This is a genomic window from Arthrobacter sp. N199823 (assembly GCF_002929705.1).
Lineage (GTDB): Bacteria > Actinomycetota > Actinomycetes > Actinomycetales > Micrococcaceae > Specibacter.
Map to the genome: position 1 here is coordinate 329,547 of NZ_PJIN01000003.1, position 16,354 is coordinate 345,900.

14 protein-coding genes are annotated in these 16,354 nt (G+C 60.5%); all 14 read left to right on the top strand.

From position 1 onward, the window contains the following. Positions 1-154: 154 nt before the first annotated feature. The 14 genes from CXQ93_RS08740 to CXQ93_RS08815 all read left to right on the top strand — a co-directional run bounded on the left by CXQ93_RS08740 (position 155) and on the right by CXQ93_RS08815 (position 16,335). Complete coding sequence (locus tag CXQ93_RS08740; RefSeq protein WP_146073196.1) at positions 155-1,408, top strand: hypothetical protein; 1,254 nt, start codon at positions 155-157, stop codon at positions 1,406-1,408. 100 nt (positions 1,409-1,508) lie between these two features. Further along, on the top strand, positions 1,509-2,780 hold the full coding sequence (locus CXQ93_RS20855) for a hypothetical protein (RefSeq protein ID WP_219817338.1): 1,272 nt from the start codon (positions 1,509-1,511) through the stop codon (positions 2,778-2,780). Positions 2,781-2,965: 185 nt separating this feature from the next. Then, positions 2,966-3,406 (top strand): VOC family protein, encoded by a 441-nt coding sequence (locus CXQ93_RS08755; protein WP_104110054.1) that lies wholly within the window; start codon positions 2,966-2,968, stop codon positions 3,404-3,406. A 324-nt stretch (positions 3,407-3,730) separates the two neighbouring features. Further along, the gene (gene pnuC, locus CXQ93_RS08765; protein ID WP_104110056.1) at positions 3,731-4,387 is read left to right on the top strand and encodes a nicotinamide riboside transporter PnuC; all 657 of its coding nucleotides are present in this window, start codon (positions 3,731-3,733) and stop codon (positions 4,385-4,387) included. Positions 4,388-4,389: 2 nt separating this feature from the next. Then, the gene (locus CXQ93_RS08770) at positions 4,390-5,493 is read left to right on the top strand and encodes an AAA family ATPase (protein WP_104110057.1); all 1,104 of its coding nucleotides are present in this window, start codon (positions 4,390-4,392) and stop codon (positions 5,491-5,493) included. Between the two features lie 197 nt (positions 5,494-5,690). Then, the gene (locus CXQ93_RS08775; protein ID WP_258068775.1) at positions 5,691-6,356 is read left to right on the top strand and encodes an NUDIX hydrolase; all 666 of its coding nucleotides are present in this window, start codon (positions 5,691-5,693) and stop codon (positions 6,354-6,356) included. Positions 6,357-6,522: 166 nt separating this feature from the next. Next, positions 6,523-7,623 (top strand): LacI family DNA-binding transcriptional regulator, encoded by a 1,101-nt coding sequence (locus CXQ93_RS08780; protein WP_218711319.1) that lies wholly within the window; start codon positions 6,523-6,525, stop codon positions 7,621-7,623. Positions 7,624-7,772: 149 nt separating this feature from the next. Then, on the top strand, positions 7,773-9,434 hold the full coding sequence (locus CXQ93_RS08785) for an ABC transporter substrate-binding protein (protein WP_104110060.1): 1,662 nt from the start codon (positions 7,773-7,775) through the stop codon (positions 9,432-9,434). Between the two features lie 3 nt (positions 9,435-9,437). After that, positions 9,438-10,418 (top strand): ABC transporter permease, encoded by a 981-nt coding sequence (locus CXQ93_RS08790; RefSeq protein WP_104110061.1) that lies wholly within the window; start codon positions 9,438-9,440, stop codon positions 10,416-10,418. Next, a complete protein-coding gene (locus tag CXQ93_RS08795; protein WP_104110062.1) occupies positions 10,415-11,332 on the top strand; it encodes an ABC transporter permease in 918 nt (305 codons plus the stop codon). The genes CXQ93_RS08790 and CXQ93_RS08795 overlap by 4 nt, the downstream gene beginning before the upstream one ends. Next, positions 11,329-13,014 (top strand): ABC transporter ATP-binding protein, encoded by a 1,686-nt coding sequence (locus tag CXQ93_RS08800; protein WP_104110063.1) that lies wholly within the window; start codon positions 11,329-11,331, stop codon positions 13,012-13,014. The genes CXQ93_RS08795 and CXQ93_RS08800 overlap by 4 nt, the downstream gene beginning before the upstream one ends. Further along, complete coding sequence (locus CXQ93_RS08805; RefSeq protein WP_104110064.1) at positions 13,011-13,886, top strand: alpha/beta fold hydrolase; 876 nt, start codon at positions 13,011-13,013, stop codon at positions 13,884-13,886. The genes CXQ93_RS08800 and CXQ93_RS08805 overlap by 4 nt, the downstream gene beginning before the upstream one ends. Before the next feature lie 27 nt (positions 13,887-13,913). Then, positions 13,914-15,095, top strand: a complete 1,182-nt coding sequence (locus tag CXQ93_RS08810) for a glycoside hydrolase family 1 protein (RefSeq protein ID WP_104110065.1) — start codon at positions 13,914-13,916, stop codon at positions 15,093-15,095. 178 nt (positions 15,096-15,273) lie between these two features. Next, positions 15,274-16,335 carry a GTP pyrophosphokinase family protein gene (locus tag CXQ93_RS08815; protein ID WP_104110066.1) on the top strand — a complete coding sequence of 354 codons (1,062 nt, stop codon included), beginning with the start codon at positions 15,274-15,276 and terminating at the stop codon, positions 16,333-16,335. Positions 16,336-16,354: the final 19 nt, after the last annotated feature.

Genomic DNA, 16,354 nt, shown 5'->3' on the forward strand with positions numbered 1-16,354 from the left:
CGGCGGGGCGTGCCATAGGGTTAGCCCAAGATCGTGTTCGAGCCGAGGTCTCACGGCTTGGAAATTGCTTCAATATTTGTTTGCCACGTTTGTTTGCACGGTCTCGCAAGGTCTCATGTGAGCATTACCAGCGTAATCCGAGGGGGTGGACGCAGTGGATAGCAGCCCAGAATCATGGACGTTGAACGCTATTTTGCCGCGCGCCCTCCGAATTGCGGTTGGTGCTGCTCTATTTGCTGCCGTTCTGATCTTGCTGGGATCGGCCGGTGCTTTTGCATCCTCCGGAGCTAGCCCGGCATCTATTGCCGCGTCGAAGCCCGCACCAGACAAGGGCAAGGGGCTCCTCTCTGGAATCTTGAGCCCTGTGGTTGACGTGGTAGACAAAACAGTTTCTCAAGTACCTGTCGTCAAAGACGTGTTGGGAAACAATACCGTTGGCAAAGTGGTTGCCCCCGTTTCAACAGTGACTGACAAGGTTGAAAGCGCAGTGACGGCAGTACCGGTGGTCGATTCGGTTGTGGCTCCTGTCCGCCAAGTAACCAACGCGGTGGTGCCGCCAGTTATCAATGTTGTGGAGACCGTCGCATCCCCCGTCGTTAGCGCAGTTGATCATGCGACGGCGCCTGTTGTGCAGGTGGTTGCGCCCGTTCTGAGCCCGATTACCGGAACCGTCCAGCCAGTTGTAGACGGTGTCACTGGCGGCGTTGCCGATGTTGTTGACACCGTGGTGGTACCTGTACTTCCCTTGGTTCCGAGCACTCCTAACCTTCCCGGAACGCCGAGCACCCCGGTTGTTCCGAACGTACCAGCGGCACCCAGCAACCCGGACACAGCGGTCACGCCAGTGACTCCCGGAGATATGGATGGAAACAACACCCCAGAGGGTCCCAGCGGCGTTGAAACACCCGGAAGCTTTCCATCAGGGAACCTCGGAGACGGTGACGCCGTCGAAGGTTCTCGCGCTGAACTGAATCATTCAGCCAGTGCCGAGGCGGCTGTGAAGGCCGGAGTTGTCACGTCTGGTCGCCAGCTCGACGCGCAGGACGGTGCAGCAGTCTCCGGGGCGCTTGCACCTTATTTGTCCGGTGGGCACGCTCTCGGAGCTTCAACTGCTGGTGAGTCCACGGCGCAAGCAGCCGCCCAGAGCGGTGAACCGACTGCCAGCTGTGCCTCCGATTCCCAGGCCGCCGCTGTGGGTCCTTGTGCCCCTGCCGTGGCTTCGGTTTCCGTTCAGGGACCTGGCTCCGGCAGCAGTGCAGGGGGCTCAGGCGGTCCCGCTGGGCCTGTGGCCGCTAGTGAGAACACGTACGCACAGTTTGTCCTCACAGGAGGGGCCGGTGCCTTGGCAGGCGCCGACTGGCCCCTGCCTGCCTCCATGCCCGAAAACCCCGGATCAACACCTGACTAGATGACCTTCTGCCTTTCCCCTTTTACTGGGGAGGCCAAGGTCTTTCCTTGATTTGCGACCGCAAACAAGGCCAAAAAATCTTTGTCAGGAGTTGGACAACATGCATGCAATTATTCGTCGATCGCTGTGTGCAGCGGTCTTTGCCGGAGGACTTCTTGCCCTCGGCGCAGGAGCAGCAAGTGCTGCAGAGCAGTCAAATTCAGATGCCCCCAATGCACCTTCCGTGCTGGCGAGCCAGCTTTCCCACACATCCGGTCACACCGACAACAACCAGTCCGCAGACCTCCTTGGCGGTTTGCTCGGTGGGGTGGTTGGTGACGTTCTGGACAATGTTCAGGTTGCGGTTCCGGTGACTGTTCCGGTGAACGTTTCGGGTAACGCTGTGGGTGTTCTTGGGAACGCTGTTTCCAATGATTCATCGGCTGTGAACACGACTGTTGCGCCGAGTGTGGATCAGAGTTCTAGTCAGGCTCCCGCTCCGGCTCCGGCGCCCGCTCCCGTGAACGACGGCGGTTTGCTCGGTGGGGTGGTTGGTGACGTTCTGGACAATGTTCAGGTTGCGGTTCCGGTGACTGTTCCGGTGAACGTTTCGGGTAACGCTGTGGGTGTTCTTGGGAACGCTGTTTCCAATGATTCATCGGCTGTGAACACGACTGTTGCGCCGAGTGTGGATCAGAGTTCTAACCAGACTCCCGCTCCCTCTAACGGCGGCGGTTTGCTCGGTGGGGTGATTGGTGACGTTCTGGACAATGTTCAGGTTGCGGTTCCGGTGACTGTTCCGGTGACTGTTCCGATGAATGTTTCAGGTAACGCTGTGGGTGTTCTTGGGAACGCTGTTTCCAATGGTTCGACGGCGGTCAACACAACGACACCTGGTACCCCGTCGTTGCCGACGACTCCGGTGGTTCCGGTGACGCCGACGACTCCGGTGGTTCCGGTGACGCCGACGACTCCGGTGGTTCCGGTGACGCCGACGACTCCGGTGGTTCCGGTGACGCCGACGACTCCGGTGGTTCCGGTGACGCCGACGACTCCGGTGGTTCCGGTGACGCCGACGACTCCGGTGGTTCCGGTGACCCCGGTGACGCCTACGACCCCGGTGACGCCGTCATTGCCGGCCACACCGCTCACCCCCGCCGCACCAGCAACCCCGCTGGCCCCGGCAACGCCGCTCACGTCAGTTGTTCAGGGTGCACCGGCAGTGCATTCACCCGTGCTGAACGCTATGGGCTCCGGCATCCAGGCAATGAGCAACGGGGCAACTGCCCAGTTGGCCCACACAGGTACCGGGCTGTGGCCCATCTTCTGGTCAATTGCCAGCCTTATGGCCGGGATGATCCTGACCATGCTGCGTCGGTTTAGCTTCCAGTAGTAACCATTTTCTGAAGTGCAACGATGCCACCGTTTCCGCTTTCTGTTGGGCGTTACGCCATGGCAGAAAGCGGAAACGGCAGCATTTTATGTGCACATCCATTGACACCCGGGGTATGGAACGAAAATATGAAAAGGTCGGAATAACTACGGTCCCGACAACAACCCAATAAGGGAGTCATAGTCATGGCCACACAAGTATTCATCAACCTTCCCACTGCGGACCTTGACCGCTCCAAGGACTTTTTCTCCGGACTGGGATGGAAGATCGAACCCAACTTCACGGATGAAAACGCCGCGTGCGTGGTCATCGACCAGAATATTTACCTGATGATGCTGACGCACGACTTCTTTGCGACGTTCACCGACAAGCCCATTGCAGATCCGGCAACGTCACTGCAGGTACAGACGGCTCTTAGCTGTGACAGCCGTGAAGACGTTGACGCGATGCTGGAGAAGGTGCTTGCAGCTGGCGGTAAAGAGCCTAGGCCTGCTCAAGATATGGGTTTCATGTACTCTCGCGACTTTGAAGATCCTGACGGGAACTGGTTCAGCATTCTGTGGATGGACCCCAAGGCTGCCGAGCAAGGCCCCGAAGCATTCTTGTCGGAGACGCAGGAGAGTTAACGGGGTCACGCTGGGCGGTTGCCACCCCGGAACCGCCCAGCAGTCCCAGAATTAGGGAAACAACGATGAAAGGGTTTGACGGGGCTGGTCCTGCGCTAGTCATTGAGCCGTAGGCGGGTCAATGCTCCGCGGAGTGCTGCGTGGAATCTGGTTGCGAAGGACTCGCAGCCCGTTCCTTGCTGCGCCCCCTGCTCCGGTTCCTTGCAAATCTCTGGAGCAAAAGCTTTGGACTTTCCAGTGTGGAAATCCACCTTCTTGACGAGGCAAATGCGCCCTGTGCTATTGTTATTATCAAGTTGATAATAACAATCCTTGGAGGGCATCATGACACCGCTCATCAGCTGGCTCAACGCCACCGCATTCACGCTCATCAACAATCCCGTGAGCTGGGTCGAGGTCATCGGCTTCGTTACAGGTGCCGCGTGTGTCTGGGGAGTGGCCCGGCAGAAGATCTGGAACTGGGGCGTCGGCATCCTGAATAATATTGCCTTCGTCATCCTCTTTCTCGGCGCCGGCCTCTACGGTGAAACAGTCCTCCAGATCATCTTCGCTGCGATTGCCGTCTACGGCTGGATCAAGTGGTCGCGCGGAGCCAACGGAAAAGCTGGCAGCAACGATCTGCCCATCCGAGACGCAACACGAGCCGAAGTCGCGGTGGGAGCGAGCGCAATAGTCCTCGCCACGGCGGCCATCGCCTACCTGCTCCACGCCGGAACTGACTCGCAAGTTCCCATCCCCGACGCGTTCGTGTTGGCTGCATCGCTCGTGGCCACCTACGCCCAAGCCAAGAAGATTTTCCAACACTGGTACGTGTGGATTGTGATTGATCTGGTCTCGATTCCGCTCTACTTCAGCCGAGGACTGGCCCTAACCGGCATCCTTTATATTGGCTTCCTAGCCCTGTGCATCTACGGTCTGGTCGGCTGGAACCGCCTCCGCACAACAGCCAGCCCCGTCAATATCGAAATGGCAGGAGTCTGAAAATGAATACAAATGCCCTCGTCATTGGCAAGTTCTACCCACCCCACGCCGGCCACCGGCATCTGATCGAAAAGGCAGCTGCCGGCGCAGATCATGTTTACGTTCTCGTCCAGAGGAGCCGCTTTGAAACGCTCACCGCGGCGCAGCGGGCGGACTGGCTGAGAGAAGAGTTCGACGGCGCCAACGTCACCATCGTGCCGGTCCGCAACGACTGCCCCGAAGACTACGCCAGCGATGAGATTTGGACCGCGCAGTTGGAGAACATGCGCTGGGCACTGAAGGCCCAGGGCGTGGAGAAGGTCGACGCCGTCTACACCTCGGAGAGCTACGGTGAACGCTTGGCGCAAGCATTCGGCGCCGTCCACGTCCCCGTGGATCCGGCCCGCGCAACGCACCACATCAGTGGAACCATGTGTCGCGAGGACCTGACCGGGAACTGGCACCAGCTGGTCCCTGCAGCCCGGCGCGGACTGGCAGTCCGGGTGATTGTGGTGGGTGCGGAATCGACAGGAACCACCACGCTTAGCGAGGACCTGCGGGCGCATTACCGCCAGCAATTCCCTGCGATCGCCGACGTTCCCGAATACGGCCGTTACTACACCTACCAGTTGCTTGAGGCGCTGCAGGGCACCCGCGCCGACGCCACCGTCGAGGATCTGGTCTGGACCGCTACCGATTTCGGCATCATTGCCAACCGCCAGACCGAGTTGGAACAGGCCGCCGCGGAAGCCGCCCCACTGGTCATAGCAGACACCGACGCTCTGGCCACCACTCTCTGGGAACGCTACTACCTAGGCGATGGAAGCTACGGATCCTACGACGCCCAGACGCACTTGCCACGACGCGACGTGTATCTGCTGACCGATCACAACGGCGTCGAGTTCGAGGACGACGGTTGGCGCGAAGGTGAACACCGACGCCCTGAAATGACCGAATGGTTCAAGGAAACACTCACCGACGAAGGCCATTCGTGGATTCTGGTCACCGGCAGTCCCGAACGCCGCCTCGCGACAGCCACGGCCGTCATCGACGCCATGCTTACCCAGCAAAACACGTTCACCTCGGCCGCCTGGCAGAACCGAACAGTATTTACGGTGGCAGCATGATCCCCAACTCCTCCCAGGACTCGCAAGCTCGCCCCGGGTCCCTCGGAGTTGGGGGCCCACCGACGAAAGCTCGCCCCGGGTCCCTCGGAGTTGGGGGCCCACCGACGAAAGCTCGCCCCGGGTCCCTCGGAGTTGGGGGCCCGCCTGAAACAGAAGCCACGTTCCTGGCTGGCTATGACCCCAAGGATTACCCGTCCGTGGCCTTGACCGTGGACCTTGTGGTTTTTGCGGTGGCTAACAAAGTGCTTCACGTGGCGGTCGTTGAACGCGGTGCTCAGCCATTCCTTGGCAACTGGGCTCTGCCCGGCGGATTTGTGCAGCCGGGCGAGGATGCCCTAGCTGCCGCGAACCGCGAACTCGCTGAAGAGACCGGGCTGGATCTGGGGGCACACCGCGTGTTTGTGGAACAGCTCGCCACCTTCAGCGCACCGCAACGGGATCCACGGATGCGGGTGGTCTCCGTGGCGCATCTGATTCTCCTAGCGGGTGACGGTACCAACTTGGTAGAACTACGGTCCGGCACGGATGCCTCGGACGCCCAGTGGCTGCCCGTCCACGCAATGGATAGGACCAGTCTGGCCTTCGACCACGCAGACATCCTCGCTGCCGGACTGGAACGGCTCGCCGGAAAAATGGAATACACCACCATAGCCGCACAATTAGTTCCCGAAGAGTTCACTCTATCGGCGCTCCGTGACGTCTATGCGGCGGTGTGGCAGGCGGAACTTCCAGCCGGAAACTTCACCCGAAAAATGCGCACATCCTTGACCCCCACGGGACGAAAGGTGCAGGCAGTGGGGGCTCCGGCGTCGCTCTTTACAATAGGAAGCGAGTGGATCTCCCCGCCCTGGTCCCGGCCATAGCCCGCAAGGGACGAGGAAAAACTGGAGCCAACCCTGTTGGAAGTTGCTACTGGTTGCTTACTGCGCTCAGTGGGGGCAGTAGTTCACCTACTATGGAAAGTGCTGGTTTCCTTCTGCGTAGCTCGCGGACTTGAAGAAGGACCATGAACAAATGAGGAGGGCGCAGGTGGCCAATGCTCCAACAGTCTATGACGTAGCCGCAGATGCCGGGGTGTCTATCGCCACGGTCTCGCGAGTGCTCCGACGCCCCACAGACGTTCGTGAAACGACTCGCGAACGGGTCATGGTCTCAGTGCGGAAGCTCGGCTATGTACCGAGTGGCTCGGCTAGGGGTCTCGCGGCGCGTCGCACCGGTGCCCTCGGACTCTATTTTCCGGGATTCGATGCGATGGATGATCTGGGTGAAATCAGCAACCTCCTAGGCAATGATTCACCAAGCTACTCCCTTGTCAATGACGTGGGTGGCACTCCAGAGGCCCACCAGCATGATCTTTACTTCGACGAGGTTCTTCGCGGAGCCGAACTTGAGGCATGGCGCCAAGGGTTCGCCCTCACTGTGGCCATCGGGCGGGGTGGTTTGGCGGCTGATGCAGTCCGTGACATGGCCGGCCGTGTCGATGGCCTACTGGTGCTGGCGCAGAGCGTTCCCGAAGATATTCTGGAGCAACTCGCCCGCCGATTACCTATTGTTGTGCTTGCAAGCAGGGCGCACGGGGCCCCCTATGACAGTGTGACTGTGAGCAATCATGAAGGAATGCATGCGCTCACTGCACACATAATTGACGACTTGGAAATCTTTGACATCGTCTATGTCGCGGGCCCGCTCGACTCTCCGGATGATACCGACCGCTGGGCCGGTTGCGAATCCGCGATGCGTGAGCGCGGTATGGACCCCGGGCTGATTAGGGTCCAGCGCGGTGAGTTCACCCGGGCGTCCGGTCGTCGTGCCGGGGCGGAATTGCTAGCCGACGAGGCCCTTCCTCAAGCGATTATCTGTGCCAACGACCAAATGGGGCTCGGTGTGCTCGACGCGCTCATCGGTGCCGGAATTCGAGTCCCGGAGGACGTGGTTGTGACGGGATTTGATGGGATTGAAGCCAGTAATCTCTCATCACCAAGGCTCACGACGGTGCATCAGCCGATGGAACTGGTTGGGCGTGCCGCAATCCAGCTTATGCAGCGCAGGCTCGATGATCCGGCAGCGGAGTCGGCCAGCATTCGGCTGCCCGTCAAGGTGCTGCTCCGGGAAAGTTCAGAGCGGAAGTAGAGAACCACGCAATTGTGAATGGGTCTTGCGGGATCGCAATGTATGCGCATACACTCGGGGGAGACCAGAGGGTGCACAGGCACCCCGGCGCAGCGCAGCCCTGATGGACTGCCTCGTGACAGAGAAGACATGAGGAAGCAAGAGTGTCAATGACGAACTCAAAAACGCGAAGAAAACGCTTGTCGGTGATCGCCGGAATCTCTGTCGTAGCCATGCTTATTTCCAGTTGCAGCATCCAAATCAAGAGCGAACCGGACCCGTCGATCCCGCGCGACACCATGTTGATTGCCGCGGATAAGGGCTCTCCCATGTTTGAGAAAATCTTCAATCCCTTTCTCTTCAACAAGCGTGTCGCCGCAAGCTACGTCTATGAGCCGCTCACCGCCGTCAACGTGCTTGACGGAACGCAAACTCCGTGGCTGGCCGAAAAGGTGACGCTGAAGGATGCCCGCACCATCGACTACACCATCCGTCAGGGCGTCACGTGGTCTGACGGTGAAAAGTTCACACCGGAAGACGTTGTGTTCACCTTCAACCTCATCAAGAAATACCCGACACTGGACGTCAAGGGCGCATGGCAGCACATCGCGAGCGTCGAAGTGGACGGGGACCATGTCATCGTGCATCTCAAAGACGATGATGCACCGGCGGCCGATGTCATCTCGCTGACGCTCATCGTGCCGGAGCACATCTGGAAGGATGTGAAGAGCCCGGACACATGGCGGGATGAGAACCCGGTAGGCACCGGGCCGTTCACGGTCGGCAACTTCTCATCCCAGCAATACACGATGGACAAGAATCAGGACTACTGGCAGAGCGATAAGGTTCAAATTCAGCATCTCGTGCTTCCTGCGGCCACGAGTGAACTCGACATCGTGACCAAGGGCTTCGACTGGGCGTACTCGTTCATGAGCAACGTCGAGGGCACGTGGGGTGCGGCCAATCCAGACAACAAGAACTGGTTTCCACCGGGTGGGGTGATCAGCCTGGTGCCCAATCTTGCCAAGGCCCCCTGGGACAACGTCGATCTACGGAAGGGCCTCGCCCTGGCACTTGATCGCGACAAGATTGCCGATGCCGCAACTGAAGGATACATGGGCAAGGCCGGCCAGACCGGCCTCATGCTGCCCAACCAGGAGGCTGAACTCAACCCGGAGATTCCAAACGACGGCATCGTCAAGCAAGACGCCGATGCCGCGCTGGCAGCCTTCAAGAAAGCCGGGTACACGCTTGTCAACGGCACAATGGTTGACGCAAGCGGAAAGCCGTTCACTTTTTCCGTGACCACGGCCAACGGCTACGCCGACTGGCTCCGCGCCATCCAGGAAGTCCGCAAGCAGCTCGCCGCGATCGGCATCGACATCACGATCAAGCAGCCCCAACCGGCCGGCTACCAGCAGGCCATCCAGAACGGCGACTACGAGGTTGCCATGGGCGGCATGGGTGGCGGCAACGTCTTCCAGGCCTACAACAGCCTGCTCTCCAGCGAGTTCTACGTAAAGAACGGCGAGCTGGCGCCCAGCAACTTCCAGCGCTACAGCGACCCCAAGACAGATGCCCTGCTCACGCAGTACAAGGAAACCATCGATCCCGCCAAGCAACTTCAGATCAGCCACCAGCTACAGAAAATTGTTTACGACCAGCTTCCAGTCATAGGCCTCTACTATGGGGGGCTTTGGGGGCTGTACAACACCTCCAAGTTCACCGGCTGGCCAACCGCGGAAGACCCCTACGCGCCACCGCAAACCTATGACTCGAGCCCCCTGCTCATCTTCACCAAGCTCAAACTCGCAAACAAGGACGGTGAGTAGTCCATGGTGTATGTACTTCGGCGCATAGGATTCTTCCTGCTCACACTATGGGCGGCCGTCACCCTGAACTTCCTGCTTCCGCGCATGATGCCGGGTTCACCAACCGATGCTGCGATTGCCAAGCTGGCCCAGAACGGGCCGGTCACTGACGCCACCCGCAAGGCCATCGAGGCCCAACTCGGCGTGCCGGATGGAAACATACTCGAGCAATATTTCGGATACTTGCATCAGGTCCTCACCCTCGACTTTGGTGTTTCGTACACTTTCTACCCGCAGTCGGTTTCCGAGATGATCTGGCAGGCTTTCCCGTACACGATCGTGCTGGTCGGGTTCGTGACGATCATCGCGTTCATTCTGGGAACCCTCATTGGTGTCCTCACTGCATGGAAGCGCAACACCTGGCTCGACGCACTGCCGACACTGAGTGGCAGCTTTGCCAGCACGTTCCCTTACTTCTGGACGGCGCTTTTGCTGCTGTTCTTCGCCGGGTACGTCCTGCACCTGTTCCCTACATCCGGCGCCTTCGGCCCAACCGCCACCCCGGCATTTACATGGGACTTCTTCATGGATGTCTTGTATCACGCGGCCCTTCCGGCACTCACAATCCTGATTACCTCGCTCGGCGGGTGGATCATCGGAATGCGCAATGCGATGATCAACACGCTCGGTGACGACTACGTGACGTTTGCCGAGGCCAACGGACTTAAGGGACGCACTGTCGCCATTCGCTACGCGGCACGCAACGCGATCTTGCCAAATCTCACCGGCTTCGGCCTCGCCCTTGGCGGTGTCGTTGGCGGCTCGGTGCTCGTTGAGCAGGTGTTTGGCTATCCGGGCATCGGGTACCTCCTCTTCAATGCCGTCATCGGCCAGGACTATCCGTTGATGCAGGCATTGTTTCTGATGATCACAGTCAGCGTGCTCATCGCAAACTTCCTCGTGGACATCATGTACGGGGTACTCGACCCAAGGACACGACGATGACAACTACACAGAACATCTCGACAGCCGCGCCAGGAGTGACGAAACCACCGCGCAGGTTCACCTTCATCACCCGATCCACCGCGACCCTGTGGGCTAACTGGAAGTCACGGCTTGGGCTCATTATTCTCGCCTGCTTCATCCTCGTGGCAATCTTCGCGCCCCTGCTGGCTCCCTATGGTGCCTCACAAGACGGCTTCGAACGCAATGCGGACGCAAGCGCGGCGCATTGGTTTGGGACGACGGCGGCCGGAGAGGACGTGCTCAGCCAACTGATCTACGGATCGCAGATCAGCGTTGCCGTCGGCTTCATTGCCGGGCTGCTCTCCACCATTGTTGCCATGGTCATCGGCCTGAGCTGGGGCTACATCCGCGGATTTGGTGCCGATGTCATCAACTTCATTGTCAACCTGTTCCTGGTCATCCCCGGGCTGCCGCTCATGATCGTGATCGCTGCCTATCTGCAAAACGGCGGACTCGTCATGATCGTCGCCGTCATCGTCATCACCGGGTGGGCGTGGGGCGCGCGCGTGCTGCGTGCCCAAACGCAGACGCTGCGATCACGCGACTTTGTCACGGCGGCCCGCTTCTCGGGGGAGCCGGCTTGGCGGATCGTGTTCAAGGAGATCCTGCCCAACATGACCTCGATCATCGCCGGCGGATTCTTTGGCGCAGCAACAAGCGCCATCCTCGCAGAGGCCGGGCTCGAATTTCTCGGCCTGGGCGACTCCAGCATCGTCAGCTGGGGCACCATCCTGTACTGGGCACAGAACTCCAACGCCCTCCTGACCGGGCAATGGATACTCCTGTTCGCTCCCGGCCTCTGCATCGCCCTGCTCGCACTGAGCCTCACGCTCATCAACTTCGGTGTTGACGCGATCAGCAACCCACGCCTACGTGAAGGGAAGTCACGATGAACCCTATTCTTGAGGTCAAGAATCTCTCGGTGGTCTATGAGTCAAGCGGATTCAATGCTTTGCAGGCCGTGGACCACGTGTCATTTGCGCTCGAGGCCGGCGAGTTCGTCGGCCTGGTTGGCGAGTCAGGCTCCGGTAAATCAACGCTAGGGCTGGCAATCACTCGGCTGCAGAAGTCGCCCGCCCGCACCAACGGCGGAGAGATCTTCTTCCGGGGAAAAGACATTCGTGAGCTCGACGCCGAGACGTTGCGCCAGCAGCGCCAGGGCGGCTTCGCGATGGTGTTGCAGTCGGGCATGAACGCGCTCAACCCGGTGCGCACCATCCGCAATCATTTCATTGACATCTTCCGTGCCCACGGGCACGTCGGGAAGTCCGGTTGGGACGCTCGCCAAATCGATCTCATGGAGAAGGTGGGGCTCCCGAAGGAGACCCTCGCCCGGTTCCCGGGCGAACTCTCCGGCGGAATGCGCCAGCGGGTGTCCATAGCCCTTGCACTCTCGCTTGAACCGCAGCTGATGGTTTTTGACGAGCCCACCACCGCCCTGGACGTGCTGGTGCAGCAGGCCATCATGGACACCATCAAATCGTTGCAGAAATCCGAGGGATTCACCGCCGTCCTTGTCAGCCATGACCTGGGGGTTGTGCTGGAATCGACGCAGCGGGTCTTGGTCATGCACGAGGGCCGCATCGTCGAAGATGCGCCGAGCCGAGACATTCTTGAAAACCCGCAAGACGAGTACACGCGGATGCTGCTGAGCCACTACGCCGACCCGCGTGCCGAGGTGGTCGAGCTGCCCGGCTTCCCCGATCGGGCCAGGCGCGACACGGGCGCCGCCGCCAGGACGTCGGGCGCCACCGCGAGGGATGGTCGATCGTCCGACTCCGCGATCGTCGTCGACCACGTGTCAAAGGTCTACCCGCCGCCGCGCAGGGGCGAACAAGCCGTCACAGCCGTCGATGATGTCTCCTTCACGCTCGAGCCAGGCCAGTCGCTTGCGCTCGTGGGCGCCTCGGGCAGCGGAAAATCGACCATCGCCAAGCTGATCACAGGCATAGAGAAGCCAACTGCTGGCACTGTCACGTTTGGTCAGCTCGATGTTGCGCAACTTGGCAGACGCCAGATTCGCGAGCTGCACAAAAACGTGCAGATGATCTTCCAGGACCCCTACTCCGCACTGAACCCACTGCACACCGTGGAATACACGCTGACCCGTCCGGTGGTGAACTTTGGCGGTCTTCGCGGGCCAGCAGCCAGAAAGCGGGTCCTTGAGCTGCTCGAGACCGTGGGACTCGCGCCCGTGGAACAGTTTGCCGCCAAGCTGCCTCACCAGCTCTCCGGCGGACAGCGCCAGCGCGTGGTCATTGCGCGTGCACTCGCCAGCAACCCGCAGGTGCTCATCGCAGACGAGCCAGTGTCAATGCTGGATGTGTCGCTGCGTGCCGGCGTGCTGGCACTGCTGGAGGATCTGCGCGAGCAGTGGGGCGTCAGCATGCTGTACATCACCCATGACCTGCTCAGCGCGCGACTCGTGACCGACAACATCATGGTGCTCAACGGCGGCAGGGTGGTGGAGCGCGGCAACACGGCCCAAGTGCTGCAGCATCCCGAGGATGAGTACACCATCCGCTTGCTCGACGCCGTGCCCAATCCTGCCCGGGCCAGGGGTGCCGCCGTATGAGCCTGACCCGGATCGAGGCCTTCGGGGCGCCCGCCGTGCCCGACGGCGTGTCGGTGGTCGGCATACAGGCCGGCGTCGGCCAGCTCACCGCCTACCACGCCGAGCCGGCGGGGGAGTCGCGGGGAACCGTTCTCATTGTTCCCGGTTTCACCGGGTCCAAGGAGGACTTCCGCGAGTTCTTGCCACGGCTGTCCGCGCTGGGCTGGGACGTCTGGGCCTACAGCCAGCGCGGCCAGGGTGATTCCGTGGGGCCGCCGGGTTTGGAGAACTACACTTTGGAGCTCTTCGCCGCTGATGTGCTCGAGGTAGCCGCGATCATCGGCCACGGTGATCCGGTACATCTGCTCGGACACAGCTTTGGCGGGATTGTTGCACCGGAAGCCGCGATCGCCCGGCCCGGGGGCTTCCTGAGCCTCACCGTGCTCTGTTCCGGTCCCCACGGGTGGCCAGGCCGGCACTCCGACACGAGCGAGACGCTTGCACAAGGGGGCAGCATCGGGCTCTGGAACCGGGACAACCCGCACACGCTCGGGCTGGCCGACGATTCGTTGACGCCGGAGGAGGCATTCCTTCGGCTGCGCGCGGCGCGCACCTCAAATGAGAATCTGGTCTCGGGTGCCGAGATACTACGAACGCACGTCGACAGGAGCGCCGAGATCACCGCCACGGGGTTGCCTGTGCTCATTGCGCACGGCGAGCACGACGACGCGTGGCCGGTTGAGTGGCAGCAGGCCATGGCCGGGCGCATCGGCGCGGACTATCAGGTGATTGCCGCTGGGGCGCACTCACCGCAGCTGGAAGCGTCGGGGGCAACCGCCGTCGTGCTTGATCAGTTTTGGGCGCAGCACCCGCCGCTCGCCAGAAATTCCTGACCTTTTAACAGCAACACAAGGAGTAACATGCTCAGCTTTCCCAACGGCTTCCTATGGGGTGCTGCAACCGCGGCCCACCAAATCGAGGGCAACAACGTCAACAGCAACTGGTGGATGATGGAGCACGCCGCAGGCACAAACATCGTGGAACCAAGCGGCGACGCGATGGACAGTTACCACCGCTACCGGGAGGACATGCGGCTGCTGGCCGATGCCGGGCTCAACTCCTACCGCTTCAGCATTGAGTGGGCGCGCATCGAACCGGAACGCGGGTTTATTTCGCGGGCGGAGATCGACCACTATCGCCGCATGGTTGACGCCGCCCACGAGTTTGGGCTCAACCCGACAGTGACGCTCATGCACTTCACCGTGCCTCGATGGATGCACAACGACGGCTTCTGGCGCGCCGAAGATGCCGCAGACCTCTTTGCCCGCTACACGGAATCGGTCCTGCCGATTGTTTCCGATGGCGTTGACTACGTCTGCACCATCAATGAGCCGAACATCGCTGCGATGCTGGCCGGGGGAGAGGACGCAGCAAACCTGGTTGCCTACGGCCTTCCGAACCCGGATCTTGGGGTTGCGGATGCGCTGCTCGAGTCACACAAGCGCTCCCGAGAGGTTCTTTCAAGCGTTGCAGGTCTCAAAACGGGATGGACAGTTGCAACACAGGCATTCCACTCCACTGGCGAGCCGGGTGCTGACGAAAAGCTACACGAGTACGGATATTCCCGCGATGACTGGTATCTCGAGCAGTCTGCAGGGGATGATTTTGTGGGCGTGCAGGCCTACACACGAACCTTCATCGGGCCAAATGGTCCGCTGCCCGTGGCAGACGATGTCGAAACTACGCTCACGGGCTGGGAGTTTTTTCCCCAGGCGCTCGAGCTCGGTGTGCGTAGCGCGTGGGAGCTGAGTGGGGGCGTACCCGTGATCGTGACTGAGAACGGCATCGCAACTGCCGACGATACCCGTCGCATCGCCTACACCGACGGCGCCCTACGCGGCCTTCACGCCGCAATCTCCGATGGTGTTGAAGTGCTCGGTTATCAGCACTGGAGTGCCTTGGACAATTACGAGTGGGCCAGCGGCTTCCGGCCGACCTTCGGGCTCATCGCCGTCGATCGAGAGACGTTCGTGCGGACCCCGAAGCCGAGCCTCGGGTGGTTGGGTAACGTGGCCAAGGCGAACGGCCTGCCGAATATCTAGAGCGCCGTGCTGGCGTCACGCAATGAGTGGCTGAAGGGTCGGGTTCCGTCGCAAGAACCCGACCCGCTCTTTTGCGGGCGGGCACAGGATCGGGCGGAGGAACCTTTCGGCGAACCACCCCGTTGAGCTGGACAAGCCCGGTAAAGCTGGGAGAATTTGAAGGAGGGCCGGATGTAACATGCGGCCTGGATTGGCAAGGGGGGACACCATCGAAGGTCAGGCCGTGGAAGTCGCGGGAATTGCAGTGGATGAATCACGATTTCGGGAACAGACGCTCAAGGACGCCGCACAGGCCATCCGCAACACCATTGTGGGCAGGCTTCATGATGACGGACTGAACCACCACGACGTGCAGTTCCGCGTGAAGAAGCCGGAGTCTGCGGCCGAGAAATTGATGCGCCGTGGTCCCGATGGCGAATTGAAATACCCCGGTGGCCTCGCCAAACTCGATGACTTGATTGGCGTGCGCGTCATCCTGTACGTGGAATCGGACATTGAAGCCGTGGCCATCGCCCTGAGCAGCCAGTTCATCTGCCACGACGATGAAGACAAAACGGCCATGATGCGTAAAAACGGTGGCATTGGCTATGCAGGACGGCATCTGACGCTGGAAGTGCCCACGAACCATCCGCCCACCAACTGCAAGGACTACACCGGATACCGCTTCGAGGTTCAAATCCGCACCGTTCTTCAGCACGCCTGGGCCGAATTTGAACATGACATCCGGTTCAAGGGATCCAGCGGCGACAATGCCGAGATCAGCCGTGCATTCACCATGGCCTCAACGCTGATTGAACTGGCGGATCAGCAGTTCGTCAACATTTCCGACACCCTCAAGCGGCTGCAGTCCGAGGGTGCCATTGAGGCTGTTCCACAGACTGAAACTCTCGACGCCGGATCCCTTCAGGGTGTGTTGACACGGGCCTTCCCGCAGTACCGCAGCAGCAAGGAAAACCAGTACGACTGGATGGTGAACGTCTTGGCTGCCAACGGGATCGATACCGTCAGTGCGGCCGAGGAGTGGTTCCGCTCCATTGACCCGCGTAGTGTGGCCAAGCTGATGGAATACCGGTTCAACCCGGGGCAGGTGCGCATCGCCGACGATCTGCTGCTGCAGTCTTTTGGGGAATCTTATGTGGACGCCACGAAGTCGGTGGGCAGCGATAGGAATCGCGAATCCAAGCTGCGATCGAGACTCCGCCGGCTCCGCACCGAGTGGGACAGCCAGCAAGAAGACTGAACGGCAACGTCCCTTCAGG

Bases quoted from the DNA above. Each gene is read 5' to 3' on its own strand.
- CXQ93_RS08800 (WP_104110063.1), top strand. From the start codon at position 11,329: ATGAACCCTATTCTTGAGGTCAAGAATCTCTCGGTGGTCTATGAGTCA.
- CXQ93_RS08810 (WP_104110065.1), top strand. From the start codon at position 13,914: ATGCTCAGCTTTCCCAACGGCTTCCTATGGGGTGCTGCAACCGCGGCC.
- CXQ93_RS08770 (WP_104110057.1), top strand. From the start codon at position 4,390: ATGAATACAAATGCCCTCGTCATTGGCAAGTTCTACCCACCCCACGCC.
- CXQ93_RS08785 (WP_104110060.1), top strand. From the start codon at position 7,773: ATGACGAACTCAAAAACGCGAAGAAAACGCTTGTCGGTGATCGCCGGA.
- CXQ93_RS08755 (WP_104110054.1), top strand. From the start codon at position 2,966: ATGGCCACACAAGTATTCATCAACCTTCCCACTGCGGACCTTGACCGC.
- CXQ93_RS08790 (WP_104110061.1), top strand. From the start codon at position 9,438: ATGGTGTATGTACTTCGGCGCATAGGATTCTTCCTGCTCACACTATGG.
- CXQ93_RS08815 (WP_104110066.1), top strand. From the start codon at position 15,274: ATGCGGCCTGGATTGGCAAGGGGGGACACCATCGAAGGTCAGGCCGTG.
- CXQ93_RS08805 (WP_104110064.1), top strand. From the start codon at position 13,011: ATGAGCCTGACCCGGATCGAGGCCTTCGGGGCGCCCGCCGTGCCCGAC.
- pnuC (WP_104110056.1), top strand. From the start codon at position 3,731: ATGACACCGCTCATCAGCTGGCTCAACGCCACCGCATTCACGCTCATC.
- CXQ93_RS20855 (WP_219817338.1), top strand. From the start codon at position 1,509: ATGCATGCAATTATTCGTCGATCGCTGTGTGCAGCGGTCTTTGCCGGA.
- CXQ93_RS08795 (WP_104110062.1), top strand. From the start codon at position 10,415: ATGACAACTACACAGAACATCTCGACAGCCGCGCCAGGAGTGACGAAA.